At 46.7% G+C, this 17,808-nt stretch carries 23 protein-coding genes and 1 tRNA gene; 14 read left to right on the forward strand and 10 right to left on the reverse strand.

Annotated features, from left to right (window positions below):
• Positions 1-74: 74 nt before the first annotated feature.
• Together metF and iscX are read right to left on the reverse strand one after the other, a co-directional pair.
• Positions 75-956 carry a methylenetetrahydrofolate reductase gene (gene metF / locus HMPREF2560_RS08870; protein WP_049323818.1) on the reverse strand — a complete coding sequence of 294 codons (882 nt, stop codon included), beginning with the start codon at positions 954-956 and terminating at the stop codon, positions 75-77.
• 171 nt (positions 957-1,127) lie between these two features.
• Complete coding sequence (iscX, locus tag HMPREF2560_RS08875; protein WP_070608068.1) at positions 1,128-1,325, reverse strand: Fe-S cluster assembly protein IscX; 198 nt, start codon at positions 1,323-1,325, stop codon at positions 1,128-1,130.
• Between the two features lie 300 nt (positions 1,326-1,625).
• Here iscX and HMPREF2560_RS08880 point away from each other — a divergent pair, with 300 nt between their 5' ends.
• The gene (locus HMPREF2560_RS08880) at positions 1,626-2,246 is read left to right on the forward strand and encodes a hypothetical protein (protein WP_070608067.1); all 621 of its coding nucleotides are present in this window, start codon (positions 1,626-1,628) and stop codon (positions 2,244-2,246) included.
• A gap of 76 nt (positions 2,247-2,322) precedes the next feature.
• Here the strand turns inward: HMPREF2560_RS08880 and fdx are convergent, their stop codons facing one another.
• The 4 genes from fdx to hscA form a co-directional block, all read right to left on the reverse strand.
• Positions 2,323-2,664, reverse strand: a complete 342-nt coding sequence (gene fdx / locus HMPREF2560_RS08885; protein WP_003686005.1) for an ISC system 2Fe-2S type ferredoxin — start codon at positions 2,662-2,664, stop codon at positions 2,323-2,325.
• A gap of 92 nt (positions 2,665-2,756) precedes the next feature.
• Positions 2,757-3,119, reverse strand: a complete 363-nt coding sequence (locus HMPREF2560_RS08890) for a TIGR02328 family protein (protein ID WP_070608066.1) — start codon at positions 3,117-3,119, stop codon at positions 2,757-2,759.
• Complete coding sequence (locus HMPREF2560_RS08895; RefSeq protein ID WP_070873827.1) at positions 3,116-3,745, reverse strand: GIY-YIG nuclease family protein; 630 nt, start codon at positions 3,743-3,745, stop codon at positions 3,116-3,118. Before HMPREF2560_RS08895 ends, HMPREF2560_RS08890 begins: the two co-directional genes overlap by 4 nt.
• A gap of 82 nt (positions 3,746-3,827) precedes the next feature.
• A complete protein-coding gene (gene hscA / locus HMPREF2560_RS08900) occupies positions 3,828-5,687 on the reverse strand; it encodes a Fe-S protein assembly chaperone HscA (protein ID WP_070461315.1) in 1,860 nt (619 codons plus the stop codon).
• A 245-nt stretch (positions 5,688-5,932) separates the two neighbouring features.
• On the opposite strand from hscA, the gene rpsF reads away from it, so the two are divergent.
• The 5 genes from rpsF to mltB all read left to right on the forward strand — a co-directional run bounded on the left by rpsF (position 5,933) and on the right by mltB (position 8,596).
• Positions 5,933-6,304, forward strand: a complete 372-nt coding sequence (gene rpsF / locus HMPREF2560_RS08905; protein WP_003686150.1) for a 30S ribosomal protein S6 — start codon at positions 5,933-5,935, stop codon at positions 6,302-6,304.
• Positions 6,301-6,603 carry a primosomal replication protein N gene (gene priB / locus HMPREF2560_RS08910; protein ID WP_191620531.1) on the forward strand — a complete coding sequence of 101 codons (303 nt, stop codon included), beginning with the start codon at positions 6,301-6,303 and terminating at the stop codon, positions 6,601-6,603. Before rpsF ends, priB begins: the two co-directional genes overlap by 4 nt.
• 6 nt (positions 6,604-6,609) lie before the next feature.
• On the forward strand, positions 6,610-6,840 hold the full coding sequence (rpsR, locus tag HMPREF2560_RS08915) for a 30S ribosomal protein S18 (protein ID WP_003678863.1): 231 nt from the start codon (positions 6,610-6,612) through the stop codon (positions 6,838-6,840).
• Positions 6,841-6,856: 16 nt separating this feature from the next.
• On the forward strand, positions 6,857-7,309 hold the full coding sequence (gene rplI, locus HMPREF2560_RS08920; protein WP_003678862.1) for a 50S ribosomal protein L9: 453 nt from the start codon (positions 6,857-6,859) through the stop codon (positions 7,307-7,309).
• Positions 7,310-7,516: 207 nt separating this feature from the next.
• Complete coding sequence (gene mltB, locus HMPREF2560_RS08925; protein ID WP_070873828.1) at positions 7,517-8,596, forward strand: lytic murein transglycosylase B; 1,080 nt, start codon at positions 7,517-7,519, stop codon at positions 8,594-8,596.
• A 57-nt stretch (positions 8,597-8,653) separates the two neighbouring features.
• Here mltB and HMPREF2560_RS08930 read toward each other — a convergent pair whose 3' ends face one another.
• Positions 8,654-9,367 carry an aldose epimerase family protein gene (locus HMPREF2560_RS08930; protein WP_070873829.1) on the reverse strand — a complete coding sequence of 238 codons (714 nt, stop codon included), beginning with the start codon at positions 9,365-9,367 and terminating at the stop codon, positions 8,654-8,656.
• A gap of 198 nt (positions 9,368-9,565) precedes the next feature.
• Here HMPREF2560_RS08930 and dnaX point away from each other — a divergent pair, with 198 nt between their 5' ends.
• Entirely contained in the window at positions 9,566-11,557 is a 1,992-nt protein-coding gene (gene dnaX, locus HMPREF2560_RS08935) for a DNA polymerase III subunit gamma/tau (RefSeq protein ID WP_070873830.1), read from the forward strand.
• A 90-nt stretch (positions 11,558-11,647) separates the two neighbouring features.
• A complete protein-coding gene (locus HMPREF2560_RS08940) occupies positions 11,648-11,983 on the forward strand; it encodes a YbaB/EbfC family nucleoid-associated protein (protein ID WP_003678854.1) in 336 nt (111 codons plus the stop codon).
• Positions 11,984-12,132: 149 nt separating this feature from the next.
• Here HMPREF2560_RS08940 and HMPREF2560_RS08945 read toward each other — a convergent pair.
• Both HMPREF2560_RS08945 and HMPREF2560_RS08950 read right to left on the reverse strand, forming a co-directional pair.
• Positions 12,133-12,208 (reverse strand) — tRNA-Asn (locus tag HMPREF2560_RS08945).
• A gap of 139 nt (positions 12,209-12,347) precedes the next feature.
• Positions 12,348-12,839: a NemA protein gene (locus HMPREF2560_RS08950; RefSeq protein ID WP_070608060.1), complete on the reverse strand. Its 492-nt coding sequence runs from the start codon at positions 12,837-12,839 to the stop codon at positions 12,348-12,350.
• A gap of 180 nt (positions 12,840-13,019) precedes the next feature.
• Here HMPREF2560_RS08950 and dapF point away from each other — a divergent pair, with 180 nt between their 5' ends.
• The 4 genes from dapF to HMPREF2560_RS08970 all read left to right on the forward strand — a co-directional run bounded on the left by dapF (position 13,020) and on the right by HMPREF2560_RS08970 (position 16,164).
• Positions 13,020-13,871 carry a diaminopimelate epimerase gene (dapF, locus tag HMPREF2560_RS08955; protein ID WP_070608059.1) on the forward strand — a complete coding sequence of 284 codons (852 nt, stop codon included), beginning with the start codon at positions 13,020-13,022 and terminating at the stop codon, positions 13,869-13,871.
• Positions 13,868-14,470 carry a hypothetical protein gene (locus HMPREF2560_RS08960; RefSeq protein ID WP_070608058.1) on the forward strand — a complete coding sequence of 201 codons (603 nt, stop codon included), beginning with the start codon at positions 13,868-13,870 and terminating at the stop codon, positions 14,468-14,470. Before dapF ends, HMPREF2560_RS08960 begins: the two co-directional genes overlap by 4 nt.
• 106 nt (positions 14,471-14,576) lie before the next feature.
• Positions 14,577-15,509, forward strand: a complete 933-nt coding sequence (gene cysK / locus HMPREF2560_RS08965) for a cysteine synthase A (RefSeq protein ID WP_141748418.1) — start codon at positions 14,577-14,579, stop codon at positions 15,507-15,509.
• Between the two features lie 145 nt (positions 15,510-15,654).
• A complete protein-coding gene (locus tag HMPREF2560_RS08970; RefSeq protein WP_049344413.1) occupies positions 15,655-16,164 on the forward strand; it encodes a membrane lipoprotein lipid attachment site-containing protein in 510 nt (169 codons plus the stop codon).
• Positions 16,165-16,247: 83 nt separating this feature from the next.
• Here HMPREF2560_RS08970 and HMPREF2560_RS08975 read toward each other — a convergent pair whose 3' ends face one another.
• Positions 16,248-16,631 (reverse strand): YkvA family protein, encoded by a 384-nt coding sequence (locus tag HMPREF2560_RS08975; RefSeq protein ID WP_070608056.1) that lies wholly within the window; start codon positions 16,629-16,631, stop codon positions 16,248-16,250.
• 462 nt (positions 16,632-17,093) lie between these two features.
• Here HMPREF2560_RS08975 and sdhC point away from each other — a divergent pair, with 462 nt between their 5' ends.
• Positions 17,094-17,471, forward strand: coding sequence for a succinate dehydrogenase, cytochrome b556 subunit (gene sdhC, locus HMPREF2560_RS08980; protein WP_003678839.1), 378 nt, complete (start codon positions 17,094-17,096; stop codon positions 17,469-17,471).
• Positions 17,465-17,806, forward strand: coding sequence for a succinate dehydrogenase, hydrophobic membrane anchor protein (sdhD, locus tag HMPREF2560_RS08985; RefSeq protein WP_004519264.1), 342 nt, complete (start codon positions 17,465-17,467; stop codon positions 17,804-17,806). Before sdhC ends, sdhD begins: the two co-directional genes overlap by 7 nt.
• The last annotated feature ends 2 nt before the right edge of the window (positions 17,807-17,808 follow it).

Here is a 17,808-nt window from a genome sequence, read left to right on the forward strand (position 1 = left end):
TGGAATTTTGAATCAGGCCGGTATGGCCTGAATGTTCGATATTGTAAATCAGAATGGGGAGGCCGTCTGTTTTATTAACGGGGGCGCACACCCAAAATATGGCAGATGGCGTAAGTCAGTTCGCTGCGGTTGAGGGTGTAGAAGTGGAAGTCTTTGACACCTTCGCGCGAGAGGACTTTGACCATGTCGATGGCGATGCTGGCGGCAACAAGGTTGCGCGTGCCTTGGTCGTCATCCAAACCTTCGTACATTTTAGACAGCCAGCTTGGGATTTTGACGTTGGTCACTTGGGCCATTTTGGTCAATTGTTTGAAATTGGTTACAGGCAGGATGCCGGGAACGATTTCAACGTCAATGCCCATCATCACGCAACGGTCGCGGAAGCGCAGATAGCTTTCCACGTCGAAGAAGAATTGGGTAATAACGTGGTTTGCACCCGCATCGATTTTGCGTTTCAGATTGATCAAGTCGGCTTGTGCGGATTTGGCTTCCGGGTGCACCTCTGGATAGGCCGCTACGGAAATGTCAAAGTCGGCAACGGAGCGCAACAGTTTGACCAAATCTTCGGCATAGAAAGGTTTTTTCTCGTAGCCGGGCGGCTCGTCGCCACGCAGGGCGACAATGCGGCGGATACCGCTGTCCCAATAATCTTTGGCGATTTGGCGCAACTCGTCAGGGCTGGCGTCGATACCGGTCAGGTGGGGGGCGGCGTCAAGGCCGGTTTCTTGTTTGATGCGTTTGACGATGCTGTGTGTGCGGTCGCGTTCGCCGGAGTTTGCACCATAGGTTACGGAAACGAATTTCGGATGCAAGGTTTGCAGGCGATGGATGGAATCCCACAGCATGGTTTCCATTTGTTCGTTTTTCGGCGGGAAAAATTCGAACGAAACATTGATGTCGCCTTTCAAATCAGAAAGGCTGTTGTTTAAAGCGGCGATTTCTCGAGCGTGATTCATGGTTATGCACCTTCTGCATATCTTTTATTTGTTGTCAGGTTGCATAATAAATTTGAGGTTGGTATGAGTCAATTTCGAAATTTTCCGAAATTGTATGAATAGATTTAATAAAGACCTCAGGCCGTCTGAAAAACTGCCTGAGGTCTTGTTTGATAGGGAAGGGGGGAAAGATTATTCTGCTTCATCTATCCACGCTTGTTGCACGGCTTCGAGAATACGCTCGCCGCAACGCGCCGGATTATCGTCAAATTCAGGCAAAGCCATAATCAAATCACGCAGTTGGGTAAAACGTACGGTTTTCGGATCGATGCTGTCGCCGTGTAAGTCGTAGAGTTCTTCGGCGATGCGTTGGGTATCTGTCCATTTCATGAGGTGTTCCTTTATTGGGTTTGGGCTATTAGTAATTATTTTAATCAAGAAGAAGTCGGACTGCCAGATTGTTTTACGGAAGATGGGCAGATAAATGATGGCGCTATTTTTTAACAAAATAGCATAGTTGCGTTAAAATACGGCAAGACACTTAAAATTCACGGCAATCTGCCGTTTTATACTTTCTATTCCGCTTTGTATGATTTGGTTTTCATACAAAATTTACACTTTGTTATGCAACCAAATTTTTTGGAATGGCTCTTAAGAAAATCCATCGCTTAAAAATAAAAGGAAAAAAAGATGAATAACGCACTCAACGCCAAGCTGTCCAAACTGATTTACGCGCTTGCTTCCGATGATCCGGAGTATCTGTCTAAAGCAGGCGCATTTGACCGTTTGCTGTTGTTGGTTCGCGAATTTTATCGGATGCTGGACGAAACAGAAGGTTTGAAGCAGCTGGTGTTCCGTCTGTATTACGGCAAGCATTATGGTTTGATTAAACTGGATGCCGCTTCACCCAATGACGATGCAGGCGCGTTGAGGTTGAAACGTTGGATGGTTTATTCGCGTATCGCAGAGCGTATCGAAAATTGCGGCAAGCATTTGTCGGTCGTGCTTGAAGATACGGTGTTGGAAAATGGCACGGACAAATCTCATTATATAGATGAAGCCACTGCCATTATCGAGCGTTTCGGTTTGGTAAGGGATGAGGCTGCACTTTCGGCCATTGAGGCGGAGGAAGCGTTGAAGGCAGAGGCTGAACTGCCGACAGTAAACAAATCTCAAAACACGGCTCCCCGTTATAACGACAATGTGCATCAAATCAGAATGCAAGAAAAAATTGAAAATTATTCAGCTACGCAGAAGGTGGCTTCCATGCAGATTTCGCGTATGCGTTTTATTTTTCCTCATATCAAATAGTTTGCTGCATAACCAAAAGGCCGTCTGAAACCACAAATTCATGGTTTTCAGACGGCCTTTTTCATTAAGCCTTGTTCTAGTGGTCTTCACGTGCATGGTTGATCGTATATTTGGGAATTTCTACGACCAAATCTTCATCGGCAACGACTGCCTGACAGCTCAAGCGTGAATCGGCTTCCAAGCCCCATGCCTGGTCGAGCAGGTCTTCTTCCAATTCGGTCGGCTCTTCTAAGCTGTCAAAACCTTTGCGGATGATGACGTGGCAAGTGGTGCAGGCGCAGGATTTTTCGCAGGCGTGATCGACTTCGATGTCGTGGTCGAGCAGCACGTCAAGGACGGTTTGGCCTTCCGGCGCGTCTTCGATAACCGCGCCTTCAGGGCATAATGTCGCGTGTGGGAGTACGGTAATTTTTGGCATTTTTATTGTCTCGGTTGTTTAAGAGTGGTTGTGGTTAAAGTGGTTTCAGATGGCCTTGGATATTCAATATTCAGGCCGTCTGAAAAATAGGTTTATAACATGATGCCTTTACTTTTTAAATTTTCCAGACATTCGTCCAAGTAAGCATCATCATGTTCGGCATAAATCGGCGAAGTAGCTGTTTCAGCCGCGTGCGAATGGTATGGGGCAACGGCTTTGCCGCGGTACAGCGGGTCTTTCCACAACGGGTCGGGTTTGTAGCCGCGTTTTTCCATTTCTTCCATAATCAGCGTGTGATAAAGATAGAGCTTGTTAGGCGAATGGGTAAAAACGTAATTAACCGTCGCATGCGGCCTGCCCCAGCCCGCTCCGCGTAAAGCAGCGCATTCACGGTGTTGCCCCAAAAGCTGGGCGCGGGGGAGTAGGGGGATAAGGGTTTGGTGCCAGAGTCTCATTGTGATTCAAATAATTTTGAGTAATCTTCGTAAGCTATCTTCAAATCCTTTTTTGAGTAGGTAGTATAAATGTGAAGACCTTCTTCAATTTCAGTAGTTAGCTTTGAACCACTTGTCCCAAAGTATTCGTCTTTATATAAACGGACTTTGGAATTTTTGGGTTTATATGCATTTTCTGAAGAGATGAGATTTCTTAATATGGAAGGATTTTGTTGGTGCTTTTCCTTGATAAAGTCGATAAATGCACTTCTGTTTACTTCAAAGATTTTTTCTTGATGATGTTCTTCGACGGTTTTTTCAAAACCTAACTCTGCTATTTCATTTTTAGGAAATACAATTTCGCCTCTTAATGAGAGAAAAAGCCTTTTCGCAAGATTTTCATCAATTGCAAAAAGCTCAGTTTCTCCTATTTGGCTTTTGCCGAAAATTTCATGAAGTAAGGTTTCTTTTTCTTTATAGTTGTCGGTTTTAATGGCTAGAATGCGTTCTAACCCGGCAACGTTTGCGTAGCCGTTGTTTTCCAAATGGCGCATTCTAGTTTCAAAATTATTTTCGTCAGTAATACCAATTTTATATACGCCTTTGATGACGGTTTTCATCAGGTAGACAATGCCTGCTTTTTCCATTGTTGTCCTTTATTTTTATTTCTGTATGAAGATATCTTTTCAGACGGCCTTTTTATCAAAGGCCGCCTGAAACCATTTGCCGTCAAATATTATCAACGCTTTGTCCTGTCAATGCGCGTTGGATGTTGCGGTTCATGCGTTTGGCGGCGAAGTTGTCGGTGCTGTGGCTGAGCTTGGTGACGGCGGCACGGATGTCTTCGGCTTTGCCGTCTTTCAGACGGCCTTGCAAGTTGGCGATGTCTTGTTGAATCTGTTGCAATTCTTCGGCTTCCAACAAATCTCTGTCTAACTCAAGGGCTGCGTTGACGGCGTCGGTCAGGCTTTCGGCTTCGACTACGGCTTCGGCGCGTGCGCGTGCGGCCATGTCTTCGGCAGCGTTGCTCATGCTGTCTTTGAGCATTTGGGTAATGGTGCCGTCGTCCAAGCCGTAGGAAGGTTTGACTTCGATTTGCGCCTGTACGCCGGTGCTTTGTTCTTGTGCGGAAACGGACAGCAAACCGTCGGCATCAACTTGGAAGGTCACGCGGATACGCGCTGCGCCTGCTGCCATGGGCGGAATACCGCGCAGGGTAAATTTGGCAAGGCTGCGGCAGTCGGAAACGAGTTCGCGCTCGCCTTGAACGACGTGTATCGTCATGGCAGTTTGACCGTCTTTGAAAGTGGTAAAGTCCTGCGCACGCGCGGTAGGAATGGTAGAGTTGCGAGGAATGATTTTCTCGGCAAGACCGCCGTAGGTTTCCAGACCAAGCGATAAAGGTGTAACGTCAAGCAGTAGCCATTCGCCGTCGGTTTTGTTGCCGGCAAGGACGTTTGCTTGTATGGCGGCACCGAGTGCAACCACTTCGTCAGGATTGAGGTTGTTCAGCGGGGTTTGGCCAAAGAATGTGGCAACTGCTTGTTGAACGTGCAACATGCGGGTAGAGCCGCCAACCATAATCACGCCTTTGACATCTGCCTTGGTTACGCCTGCGTCTTTCAAAGCCTGTTTGACGGGCTCGATGGTTTTTTGTACCAGATTTTGGGTCAGATTGTGAAACTCTTGGCGGGTAATGACGGTATGAACTTTATGGCCGTCTGAAAGTGTGGTTTCGATGACGGCTTCGGTTTGAGTGGTCAGTTTTTCTTTGGCGGTACGGACAAGGGAAAGCAGAAGTTGGCTGTCTTGTTCGTTGAGTTTGGAAAGGTCGTTTTGTTCGAGCAGGTAGCAGAACAAACGATGGTCGAAGTCATCGCCGCCCAATGCGCTGTTGCCGCCGGTGGCTTTAACTTCAAACAATCCTTTGGTCAGTTGCAATACTGATACGTCGAATGTACCACCGCCCAGGTCGTAAACGACAAACGTGCCTTCTGAAGCGTTGTCCAGTCCGTAGGCGATTGCGGCGGCGGTCGGCTCGTTGAGGAGGCGCAATACATTCAAGCCTGCCAAGCGTGCGGCATCTTTGGTGGCTTGACGTTGGGCATCGTCGAAATAGGCAGGTACGGTAATGACGGCACCGACCAAATCGCCGCCTAATGTTTCTTCGGCACGCGATTTAAGGGCTTTGAGGATTTCAGCCGATACTTCGATAGGCGTTTTTGCACCTTGACGGGTGTTTAACTCGACCACGCGCTCATTGGGTGTAAATCGATAGGGCAGGTATTGCGCCTCTTGTGCGAGGTCGGTAAGGGTGCGGCCGATCAGGCGTTTGGCAGAGCTGACTGTATTTAGCGGATCGGTTTTTTGGGCAGAAAGGGCGTTTTTGCCGACTTCAACTTCGCCATCCAAATAACGGACAACCGAAGGCAGGGTGGCGCGGCCGTCTGAATCAGGCAGGCAGACTGCGCTGCCGCTGCGGACTGTGGCAACCAAGCTGTTGGTTGTGCCTAAATCAATGCCTACGGCGAGGCGGTGTTGATGGGGGGCGGCGGACATGCCGGGTTCTGAAATCTGCAAAAGAGCCATGATTGTGTGCCTTCTGATGCTGTATTTATTAGGATGGGGCAGATTTTAGCAGATTTTTGGCAGATAGTTGAGTGGTTTGCTAGGAAATAACCATAAGGCCTATTGTTGTTTTTTAATTGAAAAGAAAGTGGATTTTGAATCCGGACTTGTATTTTTTAAGAAATGCGGATAAAATTCAGCCTCTTTGCCTTGCCTTTTACTTCGCATGGTGAAAGGCTGTTTTTAATCATCCATAAGGAGATAACATGCGTCATTACGAGATCGTGTTTATCGTTCATCCTGATCAAAGCGAGCAAGTGCCTGCTATGGTTGAGCGTTACAAAACCATGATTACTGAAGCCAGCGGTAAAATCCACCGTTTGGAAGACTGGGGCCGTCGTCAATTGGCTTACCCAATCAACAAAATCCACAAAGCACATTATGTTTTGATGAATATCGAAACTACTCCTGAAGTGGTTGAAGAGCTGGAAACTGCTTTCCGCTTCAATGATGCCGTACTGCGTCACCTGACCATCAAAACAAAACACGCTGTAACTGAAGCTTCTCCAATGTTGGGCGGCGAAAAAGCAAAAAATTTGCTGAACGGTGCAGCTGAAGAAGTTGCAGCAGCCGAATAAGATTGAACAATCTGATTAAGCTTACCGCCCGTATCTTACAGGTTCAGCCTTTGAGATACACGCCGGCAGGAATTCCTGTTTTAGATGTTGTGTTGCAACATGAATCTTGGCAGGAAGAAAACGGACAGAAATGTCTGGTCAAATTTGAAATTCCTGCGCGGATTTTAGGTAAGCAGGCTGAGGAATGGCAGTATCGGCAAGATGCCGTCATCGAGTCGGAAGGATTTTTGGCGCAACGCAGCCAACGCTTCCCCAAGCCGGTACTACGCATACAGAACATTAAAGAATATAAAGGTTAAACGACAATGGCTCGTCAATCATTCAAACGTAGAAAATTCTGCCGCTTTACGGCTGAAAAAATCCAAGAAGTTGATTACAAACAAGTTGATTTGTTGAAAGACTTCATCTCTGAAAACGGCAAAATCATCCCTGCCCGCATTACTGGTACTAAAGCACACTACCAACGTCAGTTGGCTACTGCTGTGAAACGTGCCCGTTTCCTGGCTCTGTTGCCTTACACCGATCAACACAAATAATTTTGGAGTTTAAATCATGCAAATTATTCTGTTAGAAAAAATCGGCGGTCTGGGTAACTTGGGTGACATCGTAACCGTTAAAAACGGTTACGCACGCAACTTCCTGATCCCTGCCGGTAAAGCAAAACGTGCAACCGAAGCCAACATGAAAGAATTCGAAGCACGCCGCGCTGAATTGGAAGCCAAACAAGCTGAAATCTTGGCTGATGCTAAAGCACGTCAAGAAAAACTGGAAGGCCAAACCATTACTGTTGCTCAAAAAGCCGGTGTTGATGGTCGTCTGTTCGGCTCTGTTACCAATGCTGACATCGCTGAAGCAATTGTTGCTGCCGGTATCCAAGCTGCTAAAGCAAACGTACGTCTGCCTAACGGCCCATTGAAAGCTGTTGGCGAATACGAAGTTGAAGTGGCTCTGCACACTGACGCTGTTGCTAAAATTACCGTTGCTGTTGTTGCAGCCGCTGAGTAATTGATTCATTCAAGGCCGTCTGAAAATCAAGGGTTTCCTTGGATTTCAGACGGCCTTGTCTATGTGCTTGAGTCGAAGCAAATAGGTACCGAGTTTCTATATTTTTTGGCTGATTAAAAAGATGGCAGTTGGCATAGAGAGATGATGTGTTGGACGAATATTCTTTCGTATTCGGATTTATCATAGTATTTAATAAAGAGATTATTTATGAATAAAATCAAAATCTTTGGGATGGGTCTGGCTGCTTTGGCTCTAGCTTCATGTAGTACCCCGCAAAAGCCTGCTGTCGATACAGCGAAACCTGTTGAGCCTGTTTCTTCTGCAAAACGCCCTGTATTTGATGCAGCGGCTGAATCTGTTGCCAGCAGCGGTTTTAATGAGAACGTCAATGTTCAGCAGTTTATCCAATATGAAGTAAAAAACCGCCGTTTCAGTGCGGAAGAGTTGCGCAATTTCTTTAATGGCGTGGTGTATAAAGGCAACATTATTACCATTATGTACCGCCCAAGCACTTCGCGTCCTTGGTATGAATTCCGCACCGGTAACTCTGGTGCAGCCAAATTTAACGGCGGCAGACAATTCTATGCGGCAAACCGTGCCGTAATCGATGATGTGGCACGCAAATACGGCGTACCTGCCGAATTGATTGTGGCGATTCTCGGTATCGAAACCAATTACGGCAAAAATACGGGTAGCTTCCGCGTTGCCGATGCCTTGAGTACATTGGCCTTTGATTATCCACGCCGTGCCGAGTTCTTCCAAAACGAATTGAGCGAACTTTTGCTGATGGCAAAAGAAGAAAAAGAAAATATCTTTGACTTCAAAGGCAGCTATGCCGGCGCGATGGGCATGCCGCAATTTATGCCTTCCAGCTACCGTAAATGGGCGGTGGACTATGATGGTGACGGGCATCGTGATATTTGGAATAATGTCGGCGATGTGGCGGCTTCTGTCGCCAATTATATGAAACAGCATGGCTGGCAGACCAGCGGTAAGATGGTTGTGCCGGTCAGTCTGACGATTACTCCGCACTTGCAGGCGATTATCGATGAGAAAACTGCCTTGACGCGCACTGTCGCAGATTTCAAAGCTTTGGGTGTCGTGCCTCAAGCTGCTGTTGCCGATAATGAAAAGGCAGTATTGTATGCTTTGGAAACCAGCCCGGGCGTATTTGAATACTATTTGGGCCTGAATAACTTCTACACAGTATGGCAATACAACCACAGTCGCATGTATGTAACAGCGGTACGCGATATTGCGAATGCAATCAATAACAATGGCCTGTAAGCCATAAGAAAACCACCCTCCGGGGTGGTTTTTAAATATTGAGGATTTGTAAGGGGGTTAAGCCATCAGTCTGATTTTCATGGCGTAACGTTTTTTGCTGTGTCCTGAAACAAACTGTCCTCCTCGGGCAGGGGATAAAAACGCATTGCCTTCTGCGGTTGGCTCGGCACAAGTATATTGGCCGTTTCGATCGCTCCAAAGGGCATACACAGGCAGATTGTGGGTGCGGATATCCAGTTTCAAGCCGTTAAATGCAACGTGTGCATCCTGGTCGGAGGAAACAAATTCGGTATGGGAGATATAGTCGGCATCGTATGGCGCGCCGTTGAAATCAAATTGTGTACCTGCGGCGGTAAAGTAGGGGTGGAATCCCGGAGACGTGCGGATGGGTGATTCGCCGTAATTGCAGACAGTTAGGATGGCGATGGCTTCATTTTCGTTAGGCAGACTGTAATCGAGCAACCATTCGACGTGTTCATAGCCTTTTTCTGTGCTGATTAATTTTAAGCCGATATCTGATTCATTTTGATGGCGGATTTCCCAGTCTGAAGTTCTGCCGAAACCATGTTGGGCCAGATGATTTTTGCTGTCAGGTCCGAATTGAGGTAGGCAGACGTGCATGCCGCCGCGTAATTTTGTGTCATCGCCTACTTGAACGCTGGTTTTCGGAAATAAGACTTCCCATCCTTTTAGAATCAGGGAATCAATATATCCGCCCATTGTATTTACTTGCATAGTGGCTGATTGGTTGCGTAGTATGATTTCGGACATGATGTTTCAAACTTCAAATTACTTATCATTTATGTAGCATTCTAACATTGCAATGACATGCTGTCGCTGTCGGTTTGATAGAAAATCCTTAATAAAAATCAAAAAAATGCTAGAATATATGCCATTTTCTGAGGCCGTCTGAAGAGCGGATAATTCTTTTCAGACGGCCTTCCGATTTATTTCCCGTAGAGAAACAACATGGCTTATCAAGTTCTTGCACGAAAATGGCGTCCGAAAACCTTTGCCGATTTGGTCGGTCAGGAACACGTCGTCAAAGCCCTGCGCAACGCGCTGGACGAAGGCCGTCTGCACCATGCCTATCTGCTGACAGGGACGCGCGGTGTGGGTAAAACCACGATTGCTAGGATTTTGGCCAAGAGTTTGAACTGCGAAAATGCCGTGCATGGCGAACCATGCGGTCAGTGTGAAAGCTGTACGCAAATCGACAGCGGCCGTTATGTGGATTTATTGGAAATCGACGCGGCATCGAATACCGGTATCGACAATATCCGCGAAGTGTTGGAAAACGCACAATACGCGCCGACTGCGGGTAAATACAAAGTCTATATCATCGACGAAGTGCATATGCTTTCCAAAAGCGCATTCAATGCCATGCTGAAGACTTTGGAAGAACCTCCTGAACACGTTAAATTTATTTTGGCGACCACCGATCCGCACAAAGTCCCCATTACCGTATTGAGCCGCTGTCTGCAGTTTGTTTTGCGCAACATGACAACGCAGCAGGTTGCGGAGCATTTGGCGCATGTCCTGGATCGTGAAAACGTTCCTTATCAGCCACAGGCTTTGCAACTTTTAGGCCGTGCCGCCGCCGGCTCGATGCGCGATGCGTTGAGCCTTTTAGATCAGGCGATTGCCATGGGTTCGGGTAAGGTTGCCGAACAAGATGTCCGCCAGATGATCGGAGTGGTCGATAAACAATACTTGTTTGAATTGCTTGAAGGAATCATCAATCAAAACGGTGAGGCCTTGCTGGAAAAAGCTCAGGAAATGTCCACCAGAGCGATTGGTTTTGACAGCGCATTGGCAGAATTGGCCATGCTGTTGCAACGTTTGGCTTTGATTCAAACCATTCCTTCCGCCTTGGCAAATGACGACCCTGAACGTGAAACCTTGCTGCGATTAAGTCAGGCTTTGAGTGGCGAGCAAATTCAGCTTTATTATCAATGTGCTATTCATGGCAAACAGGATTTGCCGCTGGCTCCGGACGAATATGCCGGTTTTGTCATGACGCTTTTGCGCATGCTTGCATTTGCGCCGTTGGCTGCTTCGGGCTGTGATACACAAAGTCAGATTGAACACACGGATTTGCATTCCGACCATCAGAAAGCTGAGGCCGAAAAAAAGCCTTTTCAGCTGCCGAAATCTGAGCTGATAGCAGCACCGGCGGTTGAGAAAGGGGTTGTTCCGAGCAAACAGGATATCGTTGAAAGGCTGTCTGAAGAAACTATTCAGTCTGCTCAACAACAGACGGATGTACCGCCTTGGGAAGACATGCCGAGCCAAGTATCGGCTGAGCCGCCTCAAATTCAAGCGGCGCAGAAGCAAGAAGCTGCGGAGCCATTGCCTGTTGCAAAAGTTCAGACGGCCCCTGAGCTGGAAGAATATCCGCACATGGATGAGGAAATTCCGCCTCCGTATTTTGATGAAGCATATACATATGAAGATTCGCATCATGCTGATGTGATGGAAGTACCACAGCCGGTTGTGTCTGAAGAAGAGGAGGGAGATGAAGAAGAGCTTCAGTTCGCTCCTTTGCCTGAGTTTAAAACTGAGAATTGGCACAGCATTATCGAACGCTTTGCCCGTAAATTAGGCGCGGCGCAGATGTTAGCGCAAAATGCGGCATGGACGAGTTATGATGCGGAAGCAGGTTTAATCATGCTGTCGTTGACGGATGAGGCCAAAGCTACTGCCAATAAAGAGCGCTTGGACAAAATCTGCCAGACGTTGAGCGAGGCATACCATCTTGGTAATTTAAGGCTGCAAACTGAGCCTTGGCAGGATGATAAAGGCTGGGAAACGCCGGTGATGCGCCGCAAACGTATTCAAGAAGAAGGGCGGCAGCAGGCGCAAGATTTGCTGGAAGCGGATACAACGGCGCAGAAAATCTTGCAAACCTTTGAAGCGCAATGGCTGCCGGATTCTTTAGAGTTGGCAGGACATTCTTAAAATACTGATATACAAGGCCGTCTGAAAGGCAATAGCGTTTTTCAGACGGCATGAGTGAAACCCATTTATTCAAACCCATAGGAGTAAAACATGTTCGGAAAAGCCGGATTAGGCGGCCTGATGAAACAGGCTCAACAAATGCAGGAAAACATGAAAAAGGCACAAGCCAAGCTGGCTGAAACCGAAGTTGAAGGTGAAGCAGGCAATGGTTTGGTGAAAGTTGTGATGACGTGTTCGCATGTTGTCCGCAAACTTGAAATCAGCCCTGATTTGATTCAAGAAGCCGCTGACGACAAAGAAATGCTGGAAGATTTGGTATTGGCCGCCATTAATGCCGCTTCTGAAAAAGCCGAAGAAACCACCAACAAAACCATGGGTGCATTCACCCAAGGCCTGCCTGCCGGTATGGGCGATTTCTTCCGTTGATTTAAAAATAAATAAAAGGCCGTCTGAAGCCAGATTTGGGTTTCAGACGGCCTTTTTTATTATGAGGACTCATGGGCTTTCTTTGGGAAAGAACAATCGTTCCTGATTGATGTAAAAAAGCCTGAACAGCAGTTCAGGCTTTTGAAATTTGGCTCCCCGACCTGGGCTCGAACCAGGGACCTGCGGATTAACAGTCCGTCGCTCTACCGACTGAGCTATCGGGGAATGGGGCGTATTATAATGGCTGGAAAAAATGTGTCAATCCATATTTTCAAGAAAATGGTGCAAAATATTTCAAATGTTTGAATGTTAAAAATATTTTGTAATCAAGTTTCACATACTCCCCAGCCGTTTCAGACGGCCTTTAGTATTTGGCGTTAACCAATTTGCCGTTTTGGAATACTTGTTGCTGCATCACCGTGCCGTTGTAAGCGTAAGTGGTTAACGAGCCGTTACTTGGCGTGGCACGGAACTGCATCAGTTGGTTGCGGCTGAGGACGTAGGGGTCCGTGCGTTTTTGGCTGTTGTCGCTGTAAAAGTCTTGCACGACATATTCGTTGTTGCGTTTGCTGATCAGTTGGCGATGGAAACCGCCTTTGACTGCACTGTTGCTGGGTGTGCCGTGTGCATCAAAATAGGTCACGATTTGTTCTTCTGAGATACGGATGCCGTCTGAATCCGTGCCTTTGGTGGTTTTGGTTTTGTCCAAGCCGACAGGGATGTTGATGGATGTACCCAAGCCAACGTGGCGGCCGATGCTGGTGCCGACACCTAAGCCGACGGAAACGCCGGGTGTGCCGACTGTACATGCGCTGAGTGAAGCGACCAAAAGGGCAGGTAAGAGAACTTTTTTCATAATGTGTATCCTTGTAATAAGAAATGTTTGTAATGTGGGAAGTATAGTATTTTTGCGGGGTGGCTGGTGTTAGTATTGGTAAAAGGGCGCAAGGCCGTCTGAAAAACAAGATAGAAACGAATATATCATTCTGGTGTAGAATGTGCCGAAATAATGATTTAATAAGAATGTGAATGAATAATGAAAACTTTGAAATTTACGAAGATGCACGGCTTGGGCAATGATTTTATGGTGGTCAATGCCATCGAACAGGACTTTGATCCATTGGCTGCGCCGCTTGCACAATGGGCAGACCGCTATCGCGGCGTGGGTTTTGATCAGTTTTTGGTAGTGGAGAAGCCTTCTTCTGATGCGGTCGATTTTCGGTACCGCATTTTCAATGCCGATGGTCGGGAAGTAGAGCAGTGCGGCAATGGAGCGCGTTGTTTTGCGCGTTTTGTCGCGGATAAGGGTTTGACGGATAAAACGGAAATTTTGGTCGAAACGGCCAAAGGGATTATTGTACCGAAGCTGTTGGATAACGGTTTGGTTACCGTCAATATGGGTAAACCGCGTTTCATGCCGTCTGAAATTCCGTTTGTGCCTGCACATGGTGAAAATGAAGATGCGCTGACACATATTGTCTTGGTCGGTTTGGAGTCTGTACCGGTAAGCTGTGTGAATATGGGTAATCCGCATGCGGTGATTTTGGTTGATGATGTTGAGACTGCGCCGGTGGAATATTGGGGCGGCGCTATTGAATCGCACGAGCAGTTTCCTGAACGGGTCAATGTCGGCTTTTTGCAGGTTGAAGATGAATTGTCAGTCCGCCTGCGCGTGTTTGAACGCGGGGTGGGGGAAACTCAGGCTTGCGGCACTGGAGCGTGTGCGGCCGTGGTGGCAGGCTTGCGCAATGGCTTGCTGAAAGCGGGTGCGCCTGTGCGTGTTACTTTGCCTGGCGGCGAATTGTTTATCAGTTGGGAAGAAGGTGGCGATGTGCAAATGACCGGCCCTGCGGAAACCGTTTTTGAAGGCGAGTTGCAGTATTCATGATGGTTTCTTTGGATTTTTGGTGTGCCATTGCGTATGCTGCGGTATCGTTGGCGTTTATTTTTCGCGCGCAGCGGTTTCAATGGCTTTGGGCTGCGGTGTTGTTGTGGCTGGGGATTTCGGCACTGGGCGCGCAATTGTTGCCCGGAATGTGGGGCTTTACGCATACAGGCCCTTTGTTCATCCCTCATTTTTACCTGACCGCCGCCAGTATTTTCTTCTTTATTGACGATTGCAGTAAAACGGAAGACAAAAAGTTTTGGTCGGCAGGCGAATATGCCGGTTTGACCTTATTTGCGGTTTCCAATGTCGTCATGACTTTGGCTTTTATTTTCTTGGCAGGCGTGGTTTATTTCATCTTGCCATTAGCAGGCGCGGTTTTTGCATGGGCGGCCTTGCTGAAAATTTATGCTTTGAAACCTATTTATTGGTTTGCATTGCAGGGCGTCCTGATGTTGGTGTTTTATCTGCACAGAGTGGTTGTTTGCAAGCAGCCTGCCTCTCTTTTCAGTATGCGGCAGATGTGGGCAGGCTGGATGGTTGCCGTCGTGATGCAGGCTGTGGTTGCCGTTGCATTGATTTTTGAGCGCAGTGGATATTGACCGCGCTTGAACCAAAAGTTATAAAGAAAGAAATTTTCGATATTGGTTTTTCAGACGGCCTGAGTTTAATATGCAGGCTGTATTACATCTAAATCAGGAGCAGGAAATGAAAATTGCAAATAATATTACCGAGCTGATCGGCAACACACCTTTGGTGAAACTGAACCGCCTGACCGAAGGTTTAAAAGCGCAAATCGTCGTTAAACTTGAATTCTTTAATCCGGGCAGCAGCGTGAAAGACCGTATTGCCGAATCTATGATTGAAGCGGCCGAGCAAGCCGGTAAAATCAATAAAGATACCGTTATCGTCGAGGCAACTAGTGGCAATACCGGTATCGGTTTGGCCATGGTGTGCGCGGCCCGCGGTTATAAATTGGCCATCACCATGCCTGAAAGCATGAGTAAAGAACGCAAAATGCTGTTGCGTGCGTTTGGTGCAGAATTGATTTTGACTCCTGCTGCTGAAGGCATGGCAGGCGCTATCGCTAAAGCCCAGTCTTTGGTGGACGAACATCCAGATACTTACTTTATGCCGCGCCAATTTGATAACGAGGCTAATCCTGAAGTTCACCGCAAAACCACTGCCGAAGAGATTTGGCGCGATACAGACGGTAAAGTGGATATTTTCGTGGCCGGCGTGGGTACGGGCGGTACGATTACCGGCGTGGGTGAAGTATTGAAAAAACACAAACCCGAAGTTCAAATCGTGGCTGTCGAGCCTGAAGCTTCTCCGGTATTGAGTGGTGGCGAAAAAGGCCCACATCCGATTCAAGGTTTGGGCGCAGGCTTTATCCCTAGCGTTTTGAATACTACTGTTTACGACAGTATTGTCAAAGTACCTAACGAAGCAGCGTTTGAAACTGCGCGCGCTATGGCTGAAAAAGAAGGCATTTTGGTAGGTATTTCTTCCGGTGCTGCGGTATGGAGCGCATTGCAACTGGCTAAAAAACCTGAAAACGAAGGCAAGCTGATTGTTGTCTTGTTGCCATCGTATGGCGAACGCTATCTTTCTACACCTCTGTTTGCCGATTTGGCATAATATAGGATTGTCGTTAAAAGGCCGTTTTCAGACGGCCTTTTTTGCGTATGGGCTTGAGATATCGTATGAAATCTGTTGTAATTCAGTTAATGAGCTTTGAATACCATTATTCAAAAGTTGGTTTCTTTAACGAATCATGCTTATAATGCGCATTATGAAAAAATACATTCTTCCTATCCTTGCTGTGGCGGCACTTGCCGGTTGTGAATCGATTTATGTTCCAACATTGAAAGAAGTGCCAGTTCGACCAACCAACGTTAAGAAACCTAAGGCTGATTCACAAGTTTCAGCTACCGGTTATCATTTAGCTCCTTCGCATTGGGCAGATGTTTCCAAGATTCATGATGAAGCACGTCGCTTGAGTACCCAAGTGAGCCAAGGTAGTCTGACCAAAGTTCAGGCCGCCCAATATTTGAACCGCTTCCGTATCCAACAAGTGGGACGCAACTCCGTCGATGACAGTATGTACGAAGTTTATCTGCGTTCTGCCGTTGACAGCCAACGTGGTGAGATTACTACCGAGCAATCCAAACAGTACATCCAAGGTGCTTTGCGCGGTTGGCAACAACGTTGGAAAAACATGGATACCAAACCAAGCAATCCTGCGTTTACCAACTTCCTGATGGAAGTTATGGGTATGCAGCCTTTGAAATAAAAAGTCATAAACCGAGAAGGCCGTCTGAATATTCAGACGGCCTTCTTCTCATATTTATATATGTGTAGTCGAATTGTATCCAATTAAGAACCAAACAGCTTGTCAGCCGCTTGGCGGGCTTTTTCTTGAATATCTTCGGTCAGGTAGTTTTTCATTTGGGAATAAACCAAAGCAATGACGGCAATGTCATCACTGAAGCCAAATGGAATCAAAAGGTCGGGAATGCTGTCGATAGGGCTTAGAAAATAAACCAGTGCACCGACAATAATCATTTTAGCCCGTTTGGGCGTGTGTTCGGATTCCCAAAGGTAATAAAGTGCATAAAGCTGTCGGACGACAGGTTTGCCCAGGCGGCCGGCAAAGCGTCCGAGTTTTTTCATAAAACCGGATGTGTCCAATTTTCGACGGCGGAAGGAGGGGATGTAGTCTTCCGGATCGGGTGTGTTTTGATGAGGGGAGTGTGTCATGATGCAGCTTCCTTATAAGGTATGGAAACATTGTTGGTGTTGTGCTGTATTTTAGTCCATCTAGAGATGGATGAAATGTCTTTGAATGTATAACTATGTAAGAGTAGTGGTGATAATGCAATGGTAATAAGTTAAGAATGGCTTATGCCTTTGTAAAGATTAGGTATCAAGAGTGAGAATTTATCTCACAATAGATACAATTCTCAAACAATAATGATGTTATCGTAAGTGCTTTGATGGGGAGATGGCTTAATTGCAGGAAAGTAACAAAAAAGGCTAGCCACGCAAAAAAAAATCTAAGAATGATTGTTTGATTTTATTAGTCTTTTGGTAAAAATCATTAGAGCATTCATAAATTGCACTGTTCAAAATGAGATAAAACAGGTAAATTATGGTTTATGTAGCTTATTGTAGTGCTGAGCTATAGGTTTTGAGCTGATAATAAATCTAGAGGAACTGACCATGTCCGCCAAATCACGCCCGGTATTTTTGGAAATTCCGAATATCCGATTGCCCATACCGGGGATTGTATCTATTCTTCACCGTATCAGCGGCGTCGGCTTGTTTGTGATGCTGCCTGTTCTCTTGTATTTCTTCTCCGGAACGCTGGATCGCGAAGCATCGTTTGAAGCATATCGTTCTGCTATCTCCAATCCGTTTGTGAAGCTGATTCTTATTGGTCTGTTGTGGGCATATCTGCACCACTTTTTGGCCGGTATCCGCTTTCTGTTTTTGGATGTGCATAAAGGCTTGGAATTAAATACTGCCCGTGCTACTGCTAAAGTTGTATTTGCTTCTGCTTTGATTCTGACCGTCGTTTTGGGAGCTTTGTTATGGTAGAACGTAAATTGACAGGTGCGCATTATGGTTTGCGCGATTGGGCAATGCAGCGTGCAACTGCGGTCATCATGTTGGTGTACACCGTAGTTCTTTTGGTTGTTTTGTTCACGTTGCCTAAAGAATATTCGGCATGGCAGGCATTTTTTGATCAAACTTGGGTGAAAGTGTTTACCCAAGTGAGCTTCTTGGCCGTATTTTTGCATGCGTGGGTAGGTATCCGTGATTTGTGGATGGACTACATTAAGCCTTTCGGCGTGCGTTTGTTTTTACAAGTTGCTACCATCGTTTGGTTGGTAGGCTGCTTGGTGTATTCAGTTAAAGTAATTTGGGGGTAAAT

It is taken from the genome of Neisseria sp. HMSC078H04 (genome assembly GCF_001838135.1).
Lineage (GTDB): Bacteria > Pseudomonadota > Gammaproteobacteria > Burkholderiales > Neisseriaceae > Neisseria.